Annotated in this window: 19 protein-coding genes; all 19 read left to right on the top strand. The window is 48.1% G+C overall.

Features of this window, described 5'->3' with window-relative positions:
- The first annotated feature begins 54 nt into the window (after positions 1–54).
- Positions 55–1,365: a ribosome biogenesis GTPase Der gene (gene der / locus MKY22_RS09800; protein ID WP_029342014.1), complete on the top strand. Its 1,311-nt coding sequence runs from the start codon at positions 55–57 to the stop codon at positions 1,363–1,365.
- Positions 1,366–1,379: 14 nt separating this feature from the next.
- Positions 1,380–2,405, top strand: coding sequence for an NAD(P)H-dependent glycerol-3-phosphate dehydrogenase (locus tag MKY22_RS09795; RefSeq protein ID WP_341088601.1), 1,026 nt, complete (start codon positions 1,380–1,382; stop codon positions 2,403–2,405).
- Positions 2,406–2,444: 39 nt separating this feature from the next.
- Positions 2,445–2,621 carry a DUF2768 domain-containing protein gene (locus MKY22_RS09790; protein WP_023468644.1) on the top strand — a complete coding sequence of 59 codons (177 nt, stop codon included), beginning with the start codon at positions 2,445–2,447 and terminating at the stop codon, positions 2,619–2,621.
- Positions 2,618–3,352 (top strand): hypothetical protein, encoded by a 735-nt coding sequence (locus MKY22_RS09785; RefSeq protein WP_341088599.1) that lies wholly within the window; start codon positions 2,618–2,620, stop codon positions 3,350–3,352. The genes MKY22_RS09790 and MKY22_RS09785 overlap by 4 nt, the downstream gene beginning before the upstream one ends.
- Positions 3,353–3,437: 85 nt before the next feature.
- Positions 3,438–3,710: an HU family DNA-binding protein gene (locus MKY22_RS09780; RefSeq protein WP_341088597.1), complete on the top strand. Its 273-nt coding sequence runs from the start codon at positions 3,438–3,440 to the stop codon at positions 3,708–3,710.
- 140 nt (positions 3,711–3,850) lie between these two features.
- Positions 3,851–4,429, top strand: coding sequence for a heptaprenyl diphosphate synthase component 1 (locus MKY22_RS09775; protein ID WP_023468642.1), 579 nt, complete (start codon positions 3,851–3,853; stop codon positions 4,427–4,429).
- 22 nt (positions 4,430–4,451) lie between these two features.
- The gene (locus MKY22_RS09770) at positions 4,452–5,159 is read left to right on the top strand and encodes a demethylmenaquinone methyltransferase (protein WP_023468641.1); all 708 of its coding nucleotides are present in this window, start codon (positions 4,452–4,454) and stop codon (positions 5,157–5,159) included.
- A gap of 1 nt (position 5,160) precedes the next feature.
- Positions 5,161–6,123: a polyprenyl synthetase family protein gene (locus MKY22_RS09765; RefSeq protein ID WP_023468640.1), complete on the top strand. Its 963-nt coding sequence runs from the start codon at positions 5,161–5,163 to the stop codon at positions 6,121–6,123.
- A gap of 93 nt (positions 6,124–6,216) precedes the next feature.
- Positions 6,217–6,633 (top strand): nucleoside-diphosphate kinase, encoded by a 417-nt coding sequence (gene ndk, locus MKY22_RS09760; protein WP_023468639.1) that lies wholly within the window; start codon positions 6,217–6,219, stop codon positions 6,631–6,633.
- Positions 6,634–6,825: 192 nt separating this feature from the next.
- Positions 6,826–7,602: a CheR family methyltransferase gene (locus MKY22_RS09755; protein WP_023468638.1), complete on the top strand. Its 777-nt coding sequence runs from the start codon at positions 6,826–6,828 to the stop codon at positions 7,600–7,602.
- A 19-nt stretch (positions 7,603–7,621) separates the two neighbouring features.
- Positions 7,622–8,776: a chorismate synthase gene (gene aroC / locus MKY22_RS09750; protein WP_035396818.1), complete on the top strand. Its 1,155-nt coding sequence runs from the start codon at positions 7,622–7,624 to the stop codon at positions 8,774–8,776.
- Complete coding sequence (gene aroB / locus MKY22_RS09745; RefSeq protein WP_341088589.1) at positions 8,773–9,834, top strand: 3-dehydroquinate synthase; 1,062 nt, start codon at positions 8,773–8,775, stop codon at positions 9,832–9,834. Before aroC ends, aroB begins: the two co-directional genes overlap by 4 nt.
- A complete protein-coding gene (gene aroA, locus MKY22_RS09740) occupies positions 9,825–11,081 on the top strand; it encodes a 3-phosphoshikimate 1-carboxyvinyltransferase (protein WP_341088588.1) in 1,257 nt (418 codons plus the stop codon). Before aroB ends, aroA begins: the two co-directional genes overlap by 10 nt.
- A 35-nt stretch (positions 11,082–11,116) precedes the next feature.
- Positions 11,117–12,379 (top strand): tetratricopeptide repeat protein, encoded by a 1,263-nt coding sequence (locus tag MKY22_RS09735; RefSeq protein WP_035409515.1) that lies wholly within the window; start codon positions 11,117–11,119, stop codon positions 12,377–12,379.
- A gap of 28 nt (positions 12,380–12,407) precedes the next feature.
- Positions 12,408–12,938, top strand: coding sequence for a ReoY family proteolytic degradation factor (locus tag MKY22_RS09730; RefSeq protein ID WP_341088587.1), 531 nt, complete (start codon positions 12,408–12,410; stop codon positions 12,936–12,938).
- A gap of 183 nt (positions 12,939–13,121) precedes the next feature.
- Positions 13,122–13,562, top strand: a complete 441-nt coding sequence (locus MKY22_RS09725) for a DUF2487 family protein (protein WP_035407181.1) — start codon at positions 13,122–13,124, stop codon at positions 13,560–13,562.
- 104 nt (positions 13,563–13,666) lie between these two features.
- Complete coding sequence (locus MKY22_RS09720; protein ID WP_035396830.1) at positions 13,667–14,173, top strand: ubiquinol-cytochrome c reductase iron-sulfur subunit; 507 nt, start codon at positions 13,667–13,669, stop codon at positions 14,171–14,173.
- Positions 14,174–14,176: 3 nt separating this feature from the next.
- Positions 14,177–14,848 (top strand): menaquinol-cytochrome c reductase cytochrome b subunit, encoded by a 672-nt coding sequence (gene qcrB, locus MKY22_RS09715; protein WP_214854423.1) that lies wholly within the window; start codon positions 14,177–14,179, stop codon positions 14,846–14,848.
- 40 nt (positions 14,849–14,888) lie between these two features.
- On the top strand, positions 14,889–15,680 hold the full coding sequence (locus MKY22_RS09710; RefSeq protein WP_035407183.1) for a menaquinol-cytochrome c reductase cytochrome b/c subunit: 792 nt from the start codon (positions 14,889–14,891) through the stop codon (positions 15,678–15,680).
- Positions 15,681–15,713: the final 33 nt, after the last annotated feature.

Below are 15,713 nucleotides of genomic sequence, written 5' to 3'. Positions count from 1 at the left end.
GATTTGATACAATAGAACGGCTATGAAGCGAGAGAAGAGAAAGAAGGTGTTGGGATGGCAATTCCAGTCGTGGCGATCGTAGGTCGCCCAAATATCGGAAAGTCGACGATTTTTAACCGGGTGATTGGAGATCGGGTTTCAATCGTAGAAGACAAGCCAGGCGTTACCCGCGACCGTATTTACGGAACTGGAGAATGGCTGAATCGTCATTTTCATTTGATTGATACAGGTGGAATCGAAGTCGGGGATGAGCCCCTACTTCAAATGATGCGTCATCAGGCGGAGCTCGCCATTGATGAAGCGGATGTCATCATTTTCATGGTGAACGGACGCGAAGGAATCACAGCAGCGGATGAGGAAGTCGCGAACATGTTATTCCGTTCGAACAAACCAGTCGTCGTAGCTGTCAACAAAGTCGATAACTTTGAAATGCGTGATTTAATGTATGAATTTTACTCCCTTGGATTCGGAGACTTGTTCCCGATTTCTGGTACACATGGTCTTGGCCTAGGTGACTTACTCGACCGTGTCCTTGAACTCGCACCAGATAAAGAAGAATTAGAATATGACGAAAGCACGATCAAGTTTGCCTTGATTGGTCGTCCGAACGTCGGGAAATCAAGTATGACGAACTCGATTCTCGGTGAAGAACGTGTCATCGTCTCAAACATCGCTGGTACGACACGCGATGCGATCGATACACCGTTTACGCGAGATGAGCAAGAATACGTCATCATCGATACGGCCGGGATGCGAAAACGCGGGAAAGTCTATGAATCAACAGAACGTTTTAGCGTCATGCGTGCTCAAAAAGCAATCGAACGGGCAGATGTCGTCTGTGTCGTGCTTGATGGCGAAGAAGGCATTATCGAGCAAGATAAAAAAGTGGCGGGATATGCTCACGAAGCAGGTCGCGCGGTCATCATTGTCGTCAATAAATGGGATGCTGTCGAAAAAGATGATAAGACGATGAAAAAGATGCAAGAAGAGATTCGGGAAGAATTCCGTTTCCTTGACTATGCACCCATCGTCTTCGTCTCAGCGAAAACAAAACGTCGTTTGCAGACGTTGTTACCGGTCATTCAACAAGCAGCGCACAGCCATGCGCAACGGATTCAGACAAGCGTCTTGAACGATGTCATCGTTGACGCTGTCGCGATGAACCCGGCGCCGACGGATAAAGGGGTTCGTCTTCGGATCAACTATGCGACTCAAGTCGCGTCACGTCCGCCAACGTTCGTCTTGTTCGTCAATGATCCAGAATTGCTGCACTTCTCTTATAAACGATATCTTGAGAATCGGATTCGGGAAGCATTTGATTTTACAGGTACACCAATCCGGATTTTAGCTCGTCAAAAACAATAATGGGGTGAGTCAGTATGACCAAAATCGCTGTCATCGGAGCGGGAAGCTGGGGAACGGCGCTCTCGCTCGTCCTAGCCGATAATGATCGGGAAGTCATGCTTTACGGTCGTGAACAAACAACTGTCGACCGCATCAATGAACATCATGAAAACGCGCAATTTTTGCCGGGTGTCATGTTACCACAATCATTGAAGGCGACGACGGATCTTAAAGTGGCGGTTGAAGGCGCAACACACATCTTGATCGTCACACCATCTTCCGCGATTCGAGCGGTTTCTCGTCAACTAAATGAGTTGCTGACGGAACCTGTCGTTTTGATCCATGCATCGAAAGGAATCGAGCCAAAGACACATCTTCGGTTGTCAGAATTAATCGAAGCAGAGGTCGATCCAGCGAAGCGTAAAGCGATTTGTGTCTTGACGGGTCCATCCCATGCTGAAGAGGTCGCATTACGTAAACCGACGACGGTAACGATTGCTTCAGAAGATTTAGAAGAAGCAGGTCGTGTTCAAGAGCTGTTCACGAATGAAAACTTCCGTGTCTATCTGAATGCGGATATCATTGGCGCAGAACTCGGTGGTGCTTTGAAGAACATCATCGCGCTTGCCGCCGGGATGACGGATGGTCTTGGTTATGGTGACAACGCGAAAGCTGCTTTGATAACGCGTGGAATGGTCGAAATGGCGCGTCTCGGTACGATGCTTGGAGCTAAACCGATGACGTTTACTGGATTGACGGGAATGGGTGACTTGATCGTTACTTGTACATCGGTCCATAGTCGCAATTGGCGTGCGGGGAATGCCATCGGTCGCGGTGAAAAGTTAGAAACGGTGCTAGAAAACATGGGAATGGTCGTCGAAGGTGTTCGTGCGACACAAGCCGCCTATGATTTAGCGGAGACGAAGCAGTGCGAACTGCCAATCACTTCTGCGTTATACCACGTTCTTTTCGATGGTCATACGCCGGAAGAAGAAGTCAAAAAGTTGATGCAACGACCACAAAAAAATGAAATCGAGCATCTCTTCACGACGAAAGATTAACGGAGTGGGGTGGAAACCTTGAGTCCAGGATTAATAAAAATGTGGATCTCGTTCGCTGGCATCGGACTCTTTGCGATCAGTGTCTTGCTGGTCACGGTCAGTCGGACGAAATTAAAAGGGATATGGCAGATTCTCGTATCGACTTTGGCATTCGTCTGTTTCATCGTCGCATCGATCATCATGGTGTTCATCGTCATGGCGGGACCAAGCGCATGAAGAAGTGGTTCGTGATCCTCATGCTCATTCCGGTGACGTTGTTATCAGGTTGTCTATTTCCAGACAGTCAGAAACCGTCGAACCGCGTACCGTATCCGCAACAGTTACGTACCGTACAGGATGCTGTCGATGCGTATCAAAAAGACACGGGTGTTTTACCCATTAAGACGATGGAAGCGGACACTCCGCTCATGGAGCGTTATCAAATCGAATTAGAGCGGCTCATTCCGCGTTATATGAGTGACCCACCATCAAACAGTTTTGAAGGTGGCGGAACATTCATCTATCTGTTAGTTGATGTCGACACGAAACCAACTGTTAAGTTGATGGATTTACTTGTTGCAGAAGAGTTACAGAAGCTCCAAGTTCGGATTGATGCGTATCGGAAGAAGAACGAAAAGTATCCGTTTAAAGGATCGTTCGGAAAAAACCAGTTTACGCTTGACTATAAAAAACTATTCATCAAAAAAGAACCGACTGTCCCAAGTCCGTATTCAGATGAAAAGTTGTCAATCTATGTCGATGGTCAAGGACGCCTCTTCATCAACTATTTACCAGAGTTGAAGAAAGCTGTTCAAACTGCGAAGAAAAAGCCGAAAGTCGGTCAAGATATTCGGTATTTGCTCTATGAAGATCAACCTTTTGTTCCTGCCTATTCTCAAAGCTACACGATAAACGAAAAAGGCGAACCTGTGTTTTCAGAGAAATCGAGCGAAGAATCTGAAAATTGAACGTTATTTACACGAAAATGTTGTAATAGCAACGTTTATGGGGTATGATTACCCTCGAAGAAGTGATTGGGAGGGGGTGAAAGTAATGAACAAAACTGAACTCATTCAAGCAGTCGTCGAAAAATCAGATCTTACAAAAAAAGACGTGACGAAAGTTGTTGAATCAACATTCGAATCGATCACTGAGACACTTCAGTCTGGAGAAAAAGTCCAATTGATTGGATTTGGTAACTTCGAAGTCCGTGAGCGTGCAGCCCGTAAAGGTCGCAACCCACGTACGAAAGAAGATATCGAGATTCCAGCAAGTAAAGTACCTGCCTTCAAACCAGGTAAAGCATTGAAAGATGCTGTGAAGTAATCCGGCTACATAGTCGCCCGAGATTTTCTCGGGCGGCTTTTTTGTGGACATTCAGAAGCGTGAAAGCCCGCCGATTATGGTATATTAAAAAAGAAGAACGTCCATCAACGAGATGGCACTGGAGATCGGGGGGTAAAAGCATGGAACAACATGAGCTGCGCGTGGATGAAATCATCACTGCACTCACCACTAAACAAACGACACGATTGGCTCGACATGTGGATTTCCCTTCCATCGATCGTGAACAGATCAGTTGGTTGATTGATGTCGCTCAACATGACACGCTGGATACGGAAGCACTCGTCAAAGCGATTCATTTCGCACAAGTAGCGCTACGTCTGCATGAGCGTGTCAATGAAACGCTACGCGGTTCGAAGGAGCGACAGTTGCTTGTATTAGCAGGAGATTTATTCTCGAGCTACTTTTTCGAACAGCTAGCTGGGTTACCAAAAGAGATTCTCGTTTCACTCGGACGGACGATTCAACGGGTCAACGAGGCAAAGTGTGCCCTTCACGAAATGAATTATGCATCGACGGAAGAACGGGTTCTCTTATGGTTAACAGCAGAGTTCGGATTAATGCAAGGACTCGCAGCAATCACGAAACGAGAATGGCTGACACGACAGGGGCGGCAGATCATTCAACAACAGGCAGAACAATTGGATTTGGTCGCACAGAAATTACTGTTATCGCATCTCGAGCAGATGGCGGTAGCATGAGATCTTGGAAAGGGTGAACGGTGTGCAGGCAAAAGATAAAGAAAAAAAAGTATATGAAGTGTTTCAATCGATATCAACGAACTATGATCAAATGAATTCAGTCATCAGCTTCCGACTGCATAAACTATGGAGACGCGAGACGATGCGCCGGATGCAAGTCTTCCCGGGTGCTAAATGTCTCGATCTTTGTTGTGGAACAGCGGACTGGACGATTCAACTAGCGAAAGCAGCCGGTCCGACAGGTGTCATCAAAGGACTTGATTTTTCAGAGAACATGCTAAGAGTCGGCGTGGAGAAGGTAGAAGCGCTCGATATGAAAAACATCGAATTGATTCACGGAAATGCGATGGATCTACCGTTCGGTGATAACTCGTTCGATTATGTGACGATCGGGTTTGGTCTACGAAACGTACCGGATTATCTACAGGTCATCAAAGAGATGCATCGTGTCTTAAAACCAGGTGGAACGGTCGTCTGTCTCGAGACGAGTCAACCGACGGCACCGATTTTCCGCGAGGCATATTCATTGTATTTCGGAAAAATCATGCCACAAGTCGGGCGATTGCTTGCGAAATCATACGATCAATACAACTGGCTACAAGAATCGACGGAAGTGTTCCTCGACCGCGTCGAACTGAAACAACTCTTCGAACAGGCAGGCTTCATGCAAGTGGAAGTCAAGGCATTCGCGGGTGGGGCTGCTGCGATGCACCTTGGGAAGAAGTGGTGAGATGTCACTGCATTCCATATACCGTGATGTCACGAAGGAAGTTAATTTAGTCGATCGTTTTCTGATCAGTCATATCGCTTCTGAGGAACCAACGATCGATGCGGCAGGAAAGCAACTGTTGAAGGCTGGTGGAAAACGGATTCGACCGGCATTCGTATTGTTAGCGTCTAAATTCGGTGAAGCAGATCGGGATGAGCTGATTCGTGTGGCGGCCAGTCTTGAGCTCGTCCATATGGCATCACTCGTTCATGACGATGTCATTGATGACGCGGAACTACGAAGAGGGAAACCGACTGTCATGCAATACTTTGATGAAGAAGTCGCACTGTATTCCGGGAACTATCTGTTTGGAGAGGCGATTCGATTGATTGGTGAAGTCGGAAAACCGGAACTTGTCCAAGTGATGGTCCATACGATGCGTGAAATTTGCGAAGGTGAGATTGAACAAATCTATGACCAATATGATTGGGAACAGTCGATTAAACGCTACATCAAACGGATCGAACGAAAAACAGCCATTCTCATCGAAGCGAGTTGTCACCTAGGTGCCATTGTTGCGAACTGTTCTGCAGCCGATACGAAAGCGTTACGGTTGTTTGGACGAGATATCGGACTTGCGTTTCAAATTGCTGACGATTTGCTTGATTTCACAGCGAATCGCACAGAACTTGGTAAGCCCGTAGCAGAGGATTTGCGTCATGGACACAAAACATTACCTGTCTTTTATGGTGCAGAAGATGCTGTCTTTTATGAACGTCTTTCAAAAATCGAGAGTATGCCAACACATGAAGAAGTCGCACCTTTATTGTCGTTTCTTCAAACTTCGGGTGCTCTCGAACGAACGCAACAAACAGTCGATCATTACATCCATCGTGCCATCAAACGTCTCGAACCATTACCTAAATCCTCTGCGAAGCGATCGCTTGAAGAAGTCGCGCGCTACGTTGGAAAACGAAAAGGTTGAAGATTGTCAAAAATTTCTTGCTGTTCTTCTTAAAAGCCAGTAAACTGACTATGTAAGCGCTTTTCTAAAAGCATTTCATAGGGGGAACTAGAGATGGAACAGACATTTTTGATGGTCAAACCAGATGGCGTAGAACGTGGATTGATTGGGGAAATCATTGGACGGATCGAACGCAAAGGATTCATCATTCGTGAAATGAAAATGATGAACGTCACAGAAGAGTTAGCAAAAGCACATTACGAAGAGCATGCGGAGAAACCGTTCTTTGGAGAGTTGGTCACTTTCCTCACATCAGGTCCTGTCGTTGCACTTCGTGTCGAGGGTGCAGACGTCGTTGCCGTCTCTCGTTTGATGATTGGGAAAACAAAACCACTTGAAGCAGCACCTGGAACGATCCGTGGTGATTTCGCGAACACGATGAGCGAGAATGTCATCCATGGTTCGGATAGTGTCGAGAGTGCGGAGCGTGAGCTTGCCCTCTGGTTTCAAGGACAACCAGTCAACGCGTAATAAATGAATAGAAAGACAACGGGGAAGGGATTCGATTTGATCGAATCCCTTTTGTCGTGTTCTTGTAAAACGGAATGACCCAATTGTCTAATTGCTTTTTGGAATGCCTATAGCTTTATGCTACTATAGAAAATAAGTTGAACCGGTCATGGAAATGACCATTCGATATCGAGAGTGAGCGAGGTGTGCCAATTGGAAGATTATGAACTTTTTATTCAACGATTCAAGACCAAATCAGGGATTGATCTCGGTCAGTATAAAGAAGCACAGATGAAGCGGCGATTGACGGCGTTACGTGACAAAAAAGGATATAGTACATTTGCTTCTTATATGCAGGCAATGGATAAGGACACATCGTTATACGACGAGTTTTTAGACCGGATGACGATCAATGTCAGTGAATTTTTCCGTAATCCGATTCGTTGGCAACAATTGGAACAAGATATCTTACCGATCCTAGAGTCGCGAGCACATGGACGAATCCGGACGTGGAGCGCAGCTTGTTCGACCGGAGAAGAACCATACTCTCTCGCGATGATTTTAAGTGAACGGCTCGATCCATCCGCCTTTACGATTCAAGCAACGGATTTGGATGAACTCGTTCTTGAAAAAGCCAAGCTTGGTCGATATGGAGCTTCTGCATTGAATGAAGTCGTCGAAGCGCGTAAAAAGAAATATTTCATCGAGCAAGAGCAAACGTTCGAAGTCGTTCCAGAAATCAAACGACTCGTTCGTTTCAGTAAACATAATCTGTTAGGAGACCGGTACGATACGGGGTTTGATTTAATCATCTGCCGCAACGTGCTGATTTATTTTACAGAAGAAGCGAAAGCGCACGTCTATCGTTCGTTCGTCGAGGCCTTAAAGCCAGGCGGAATCCTATTCGTTGGTGGAACGGAACAAATTTTCCAACCCGAACGGTTTGGGTTAAAGATGAAACAGAGCTTCTTTTACGAAAAAATCGGTTGATCAGGAAGGGATGAAGCGAATGCGTTACATGACAGCAGGAGAATCACATGGAAAAGGGTTGACCGTCATCATCGATGGGATGCCAGCAGGACTCACGATTGATTTCGAAGCCATCCAGCGTGAAATGACACGTCGCCAAGGCGGATACGGACGCGGACGACGCATGCAAATTGAACAGGATCAAATTGATGCACGTGGCGGGATCCGTCATGGATATACGACGGGATCACCAATCAGTTTGTTCATCGAGAATAAGGATCATACGCACTGGACACAAGTCATGCAAGCGGAACCGCTCGAAGAACAGTTGGAGCGCCCGCGGACGTTGACGCGTCCACGTCCTGGACATGCGGATCTCGTTGGTGGATTGAAGTACGGTCATCGCGATTTACGCGATGTACTAGAACGTTCTTCCGCTCGTGAGACGGCAGCACGTGTTGCCGTCGGCGCCTTCGCTAAACAATTACTGAATGAACTCGGGATTGAAGTGTTCTCGCACGTACGGTCGATCGGTGGCATCGATGCACCGTGGAAGGATCCCGTCGAACATCAGGAAACGATTGACGCTTCACCCGTTCGATGTGCTGACGAACAAGCAGGACAACGGATGATGGAGGAAATTGATGCGGCCAAAAAAGAAGGGGATACACTCGGCGGTGAAATCGAAGTCGTCGTGACAGGCATGATGCCAGGCGTCGGGTCCTTCACCCAAAACGATCTAAAGCTCGACAGCCGGATTGCACAAGCTGTCATTAGCGTCAATGCGATGAAATCAGTCGGTTTTGGTGACGGATATGAACTTGGTCGTCGCAAGGGGAGTACCGTCCAAGATGAAATCGTTCATGATGCATCCGGCTATCATCGGCGGACGAACCATCTAGGCGGAATCGAAGGCGGGATGTCGACAGGCATGCCGATTCGCGTCCAAATTGCGATGAAGCCGATTCCGACGCTTTATCGTCCACTGCAATCAGTCGATATCGAGACGAAGGAAGCATTCACGGCACAAATCGAGCGAAGTGATGCCTGTGCCGTTCCAGCCGCATCGGTTGTTCTAGAAGCCGTCGTCGCATTTGAGATTGCGGTCGCTATCCTTGAAATGTTCGGGACATCGACACTCGATCGTCTTCAGGCTGCCGTCGCTGCTTATAAAGAGGAGGTTCGGACGTTTTGATCGAATTTGATATCCGGTTGAACACGTCATATCCAGTACTTATCGGAAATGGGGCATTAGCCCGGTTATCGCATCTTTCAGCGCTGAACGGGGCGGACCGCATCTGGGTCATCACGGATGAAACGGTACATCACTTGCAGATGGATCGATTGCAGGATGCGTTAGCGGATGTATCGCCGTCGATCGACGTTCATATCAGCACTGTTGCGCCTGGGGAGCACAGTAAGTCGCTTGCCGTTTATGGCGCTCTACTCGAAGAAGGGGTTCGGTATGGGATGACACGTCATAGCCTGATCCTTGCGTTTGGCGGTGGAATGATTGGTGATTTAGCGGGATTCGTCGCGGCAACTTTTTTGCGCGGCATCACGTTCATTCAAATTCCGACGACACTGTTAGCGCACGATTCAAGTGTTGGTGGAAAGGTTGGTCTTAACCTCTCCCTCGGTAAAAACTTAGTCGGTGCATTTTATCAGCCAAGTGGTGTCGTGTATGATTTAACGCTCCTTCAGACATTACCAGACCGGGAATGGCGAAGTGGCTTCTTTGAGTTAGTCAAGCATGGGTTCCTTGCGCGACCATCATTTGCGGATTCGTTACTCGATATTTCGCTGGATGCTGTCAAAGGACTCGATTTGGAAGACTGGCTCGCACGGGGGATTAATGTGAAACGGGATATCGTCGAACAAGATGAGACGGAGCAAGGGATGCGTGCCTTTTTGAATTATGGACATACGTTCGGTCATGCCGTTGAATATGCGAGTCCTGGTCTTGCGCATGGCGAGGCAGTAGGGATCGGACTCGTCTTCGTCAAGTTCTTGGAAGGAAATGACGGACAGGCGAAACAGCTCGGGCAATTGCTCCACCGTCTTGGAACGGAATTACCGGATCGACAATCGTTTAAGACATACCTTGAACTGATGCGTCGCGACAAGAAGAACCACCAAGAAATGATTCGATTCGTCCTTGAAAAAGAAGGGCGCTTCATTTTAGAAGCGATCAACGAAGAACGATTGCGCCAAGCATTCAATCAAACAGTGAGGTGTCTAGAATGGGCTTAAGAGGAACAGTACAAGTACCTGGCGATAAATCAATGACGCACCGTGCTTTCCTGTTCGGCGGAATCGCCGAGGGAACGACACATGTCAGAAACGCACTTGAAGGGGCCGATTGTCTTGCTTCACTAGTAGCGATGCAGGCGCTCGGTGCACAAATCGATCGAACATCAGAGGAAATTCGGATCACCGGAACGGATACGTTCCAAGAAGCGACGATCGATTGCGGAAACTCGGGGACGACGATTCGTCTCTTGAGCGGTATCCTAGCAGGCGGTCAAGCGACATATGCGCTCGATGGCGACGCTTCCTTGCGCAGACGTCCGATGAAACGAATCACGGAACCGCTTGCCTTATTCGGAGCGAACATCACAGGTGAGACGGCGCCGCTTCACATCACAGGAACGCCGCTTGTCGGAACGACGTATACGTTGCCAGTCGCAAGTGCACAAGTGAAAAGTGCCGTGTTGCTCGCAGGTCTGCATGCGACGGGTGAGACGACAGTCATCGAGCCAATCCTGTCACGCGACCATACGGAACGGATGTTGCCGCAGTTCGGTGTTGACGTAGCGATCGATGAACGTGAGGATGGTCGGCACATTCGTGTTCAAGGTCCTGTACGCTTACAAGCAACGTCACTCGACATTCCAGGCGATCCATCGTCAGCAGCGTTTTGGTGGACGGCAGCAGCAATCGGGCAGGATAGTCGCATCACGACGACCCACGTCTTGATGAATCCGACACGGATTGGTTTTTTACAGACGTTACGCCAGATGGGTGCAAGTGTCGAAATCAATCATCGCTCAGAAGACGGTGGAGAGGAGACGGCAGATGTGACCGTCGAGACGACATCGTTGCAAGCGACCACGGTCGAAGGTGAACAAATCCCTTCCTTGATCGATGAGATCCCGTTACTTGCATTGCTTGCGACGCAAGCAGAGGGACGAACGATCATTCGCGATGCGGAAGAGCTCCGTGTCAAGGAGACGGACCGGATCGAGACGGTCGTGACGGCGTTACGGCGTCTCGGGGCGAATATCGAGGCGACGGATGACGGTATGATTATCGAAGGACCGACACCTTTGCAAGCAGCGGAAGTTGACAGTGCAGGTGATCACCGACTCGCGATGATGTTGACGATCGCGGCGACAATCAACCCGGAAATTATAGTGCATGGACGCGAAGTAGTTGAAGTCAGCTACCCAACGTTCTATGATGATTTAAAGAAACTTCAATCCGACCGATCTGAGTAAGAAATAGGCGGATGACAGAAAGTGGGGCGTTTGTCTTGAATGAACAAGTATTGAATGGCATCATCGAAGAACTAGAACACGGCCATACCTCGGAAGCCTTAGCGACACTAGAACAACTCGAAAAGACAGGGACGGATGAGGATCGCCTCGCGGTTGCCGATCTCTATATCGAACTTGGATTATCAGACCGAGCAGTTAATCTATTGGCACCGCTTTACGTCGAATACGCAGGTAACGCCGGAGTCGCCTTGTTACTGGCAGAATGTTATATCGATTTGGACCGGGAAGAGGAAGCGATTTCTGTCCTTGAGCAGGTCGACACAACGGACATGGAATATGGTCCCCGTTCTCTCGTATTACTCGCTGACCTCTATCAGTCACAAGGTCTTGACGAAGTGGCATTAGCGAAGCTGAAGGAAGCACGTAATCTCGCTCCTGAAGAACCATTACTGGCATACGGATTAGCCGAGCTCTACATGACGCTCGGTGCGTTTGATCAAGCGGTACCACTATTCGCTGAAATCGCAGAGCGTCCAGAGTTACGTGCTGAATTGCCGCTCGATGCCCTGTACGCGGAATCACTCGCGATGACAGGACAATTTGAGGATGCGATTCCACTGTATGAACGTGCTGTCGCAGAACGTTCCGACTTGCATACGCTGTTTGGTCTTGCGATGACGGCTCACCGTGTCGGTCAACACCAAAAAGCAGTCGAGACATTCCAACAATTGATTGCGCAGGATCCGGATTATACATCAGCGTATGTACCGTACGCGGAAAGCCAAGCCGAACTTGGGCTGACGAAAGAAGCACTGAACGTCATCAAGCAAGGGATGGAGCGCGATGATTATAATGACGAGTTACGGACGATGGAAGCCTTATTCCTTCTCAAACTCGGCGATCGCGCAGGAAGTGTTCAAGCGTTACGTGAAGCACTCGCTTTAAACCCGGAATCAATCGTCGCAGCGGAACGTTTGCTGTCGTTACTTGCTGAAGACGAGGATCATGAAGCAATGATTGAGACGATCTCAGCCATTGAAGAACATGTCACGGCTCCAATTCTGACATGGTACCGGGCGCGCGCTTTATATGCGTTAGAGGAATACACGCAAGCGATGGAGAACTATGCGATAGTCGAAGGCGCATTCACGGAAGACGCGCTTTTCTTGAAAGAGTATGGTTTTGCACTCGTCGAGGAAGGACGGCGTGAAGAGGGACAACGTCTCTTACGACGCGCTGCACAGTTGACACCAGAGGATAACGAACTCGTCGACTATGTTGAACGAATGGATGGATGACTTCACGGGAGAAGGGAGTAGGATTGAGATGATAGAGAGAAAGCAGCGATTCTTACGCCGCATCTTGACCTATTACACGTTAAAGCGACGGGAATCAAAATGGATCATCGATTACTGGTTGCGTAACGAGGCAAAACTCGAGCAGGTACACTTCGTTCAAAATGCGACTTTCGCTCCGAAAGCCATTATCATGACGACATATGGATTCGATGCGGAACCGTTTCTTTTTAAAAAAGGGGACGTCACGACGCTAGATCCAGAAAAAGCGTATCATGACATTCGTTTGACATCGGAAGATATATACATCGAGCTAAACTTCCAAGGCATGATGATGGACGATGAATACTTGTCTTTACTGGAAGAAAATCCATTTCGTCCGGAAGTCGCTGTTGAACCGCGTTTAGCAGATGAAGCGACTCATTTCATCGCTGTCACGGTCAATCGACAAGAAGAAGAACGGTTGGTCCGATTGATCGATGAAGCACTTGATGCACGCGATCAACATCGATTCCACTCCCTTTCCGAACAGTTACGTCTCGTTCGAAATCAACTCCCTTAATCAAAGAACTCTATTGCTTATAACAGGCGATAGAGTCTTTTTCGTATGTGAAGATTTGTGCAAAATATGAAGAAAAATAGGGTGGAATTTCATAAAACGTTCACATTAAGAGAGCAGGAGGAAATGTGGATATGATACATTAAATGTGACGAATTGTAAGTAAGAAAGAAAGGGGGAAATGACTTGCGTTTCAAACCATCCGACGTACAGCGGACACGAAGCGAGCAAGCGTATATCGACACGCTAATCGTGCCTTTGCTTCCGATCGGTTTCGATGAGGCGATGCATGCTTATGCGGAATGCGCAGACATGACATTGACGGTGGCGTCCGAAGTCGAACGCCAGCTATCTGGACGGGCGTTGCTCTTACCTGCCATGACCTACATCGATGTACCGTCGATCGAACAGTTGGAAGGATGGCGTCAAGCGGCTGCTTCCGGGCAATTCCGTTTCATCACCTTCATCACCGCTGATTTAAGGTGGAAGGAGACTGCCGCAGAAGAGATTATCTACGTGCCACGTCTAGCTCTTGAGACGATGAGTCGTGACCAACAAGGTCAGATGGTCGGGAATTTTGTTGGACAAGTTCTCGAACAGTTAGGAAACCGTTGGACCGCGCTATGAAGCGGTTGACGCAATGATTTTATTAAGATACTATTACCATGTGAGAAATTTGTGTGAAGTACTGTCGTCTTGGGGCACAGCGTACATCACAAGGGGGGATCGAGATGGCTCAAAACGGGTCTAACGTAACACGTCGTCAATTCTTGACGTATACATTGACAGGCGTCGGCGGTTTCATGGCTGCGACAATGGTCATGCCGATGGTCAACTTCGCAGTTGATCCAGTCCTGAAGAAATCAGGAGCAGGCGATAAAGTAAAAGTAATGAAGTTGTCGGATATCACGACAGAACCAAAACGGGTCGACTTCAAGAAACAAACGCAAGATGCGTGGTATGAGTTCGAAGAAACGTTGTCGGCTTGGGTGTTCAAAGATGATAAGGGAGAAATTTTGGCCCTTTCACCGATTTGTAAACACTTAGGTTGCCAAGTCAGCTTCGGCGCAGATCCAACGCACCCGGAGCAATTCTATTGCCCATGTCACTTCGGACGGTATACGAAGGATGGCACGAATGTACCTGGTACGCCTCCAACGAAACCACTCGATGAGTATGAAATGCAACAGAAAGATGGTTACCTCTACCTTGGTAAACCAGTCGAAAGAGGTGCGTAAGCGATGATGCAAAAAATCTATGATTGGATTGATGAGCGCGTTGATATTACGCCGCTCTGGCGAGACATCGCCGATCATGAAGTACCGGAGCACGTCAACCCGGCACATAACTTTTCAGCTTTCGTTTATTGTTTTGGCGGATTGACGTTCTTTACGATCGTCATCCAGATTCTTTCGGGGATGTTCTTGACGATGTATTATGTACCGGACATCATCAACGCACACGCGTCCGTCTACTATCTACAAAACGAAGTCGCACACGGACAAATCGTTCGTGGTATGCACCACTGGGGTGCGTCTGTCGTTATCGTAATGTTGTTCCTACATACATTACGTGTCTTCTTCACTGGTTCATACAAAAAACCACGTGAATTGAACTGGGTCGTCGGAGTTCTCTTGTTCTTCGTCGTCTTAGCTCTCGGTCTGACAGGATACCTATTGCCTTGGGACATGAAAGCGTTGTTCGCGACAAAAGTTACGATTCAGATTGCTGAAAGTATCCCGGTCATCGGTGGTATCGCGAAGACCCTCCTTGCGGGTGGAGAAATCGTCGGCGCAAGTACAATCGCTCGATTCTTTGCGATTCACGTCTTCTTCCTTCCTGCAGCATTGTTCGTCTTGCTCGGGGCCCACTTCTTGATGATCCGTAAACAAGGGATCTCTGGACCACTTTAAACCGACTATCATCTAGACAACAAAAAAGGGGGAGAACACGATGCATCGTGGTAAAGGAATGAAATTCGTCACCGATTCACGGGTGTCGATCAATAACCGGATGCCGAACAAGTCAAAAGACTATTCGGAATATCCAGGTCGAACGGAAGCGTTCTGGCCGAACTTCTTACTTCGCGAATGGATGGTTGGAGCGGTCTTCTTGATCGGCTTCATGACTCTGACAATCGTAGAAGCAGCACCACTTCAAAACATTGCCGATCCGACGAATACGTCGTACATTCCACTTCCGGACTGGTACTTCCTATTCCTCTATCAGCTCTTGAAATACCAATTCGCTGCAGGTCCATACATCTTGATGGGAACAGTCATCCTTCCAGGTCTTGCGTTCACAGCACTTCTCGTCGCGCCATGGCTCGACCAAGGTCTTGAACGCCGTCCTGCGAAACGGCCAGTCGCCGTCAGCATGATGCTCCTCGCAGTCGTCTCGATCGTCTTCTTGACATGGGAATCTGTTCAAACGACACACTGGGATACCATCCACAAGCAAGGTGAGTTGACGATGAACGAAGGACCAAAAATTGATACATCGGCAAAAGGATACGAAATTTATTCGAACCAGTCATGTGTCAACTGTCATGGTAAGAACCTCGAAGGTGGAGCAGCAGCTCCAGCGCTCGTCGGAACGAAAAAGACTGAAAAAGAGATTTATGATATCGCAGTCAAAGGTGTCGGTTCGATGCCGGCTGGTCAGTTCAAAGGCTCAGATGCCGATCATAAAGAACTTGCGAAATTCATCGCTTCATACGGTGAAGGCGGCGAAAACAATAAATAAGCCAAAAGCCGGGGGAGCAATCCTCCGGCTTTT

This window comes from Exiguobacterium sp. FSL W8-0210 (genome assembly GCF_038006045.1).
In the GTDB taxonomy this organism is placed as follows: Bacteria; Bacillota; Bacilli; order Exiguobacteriales; family Exiguobacteriaceae; genus Exiguobacterium_A.
Note: the sequence above shows the minus strand (reverse complement) of the source record. Positions and strands in the feature narration are given on the sequence as shown.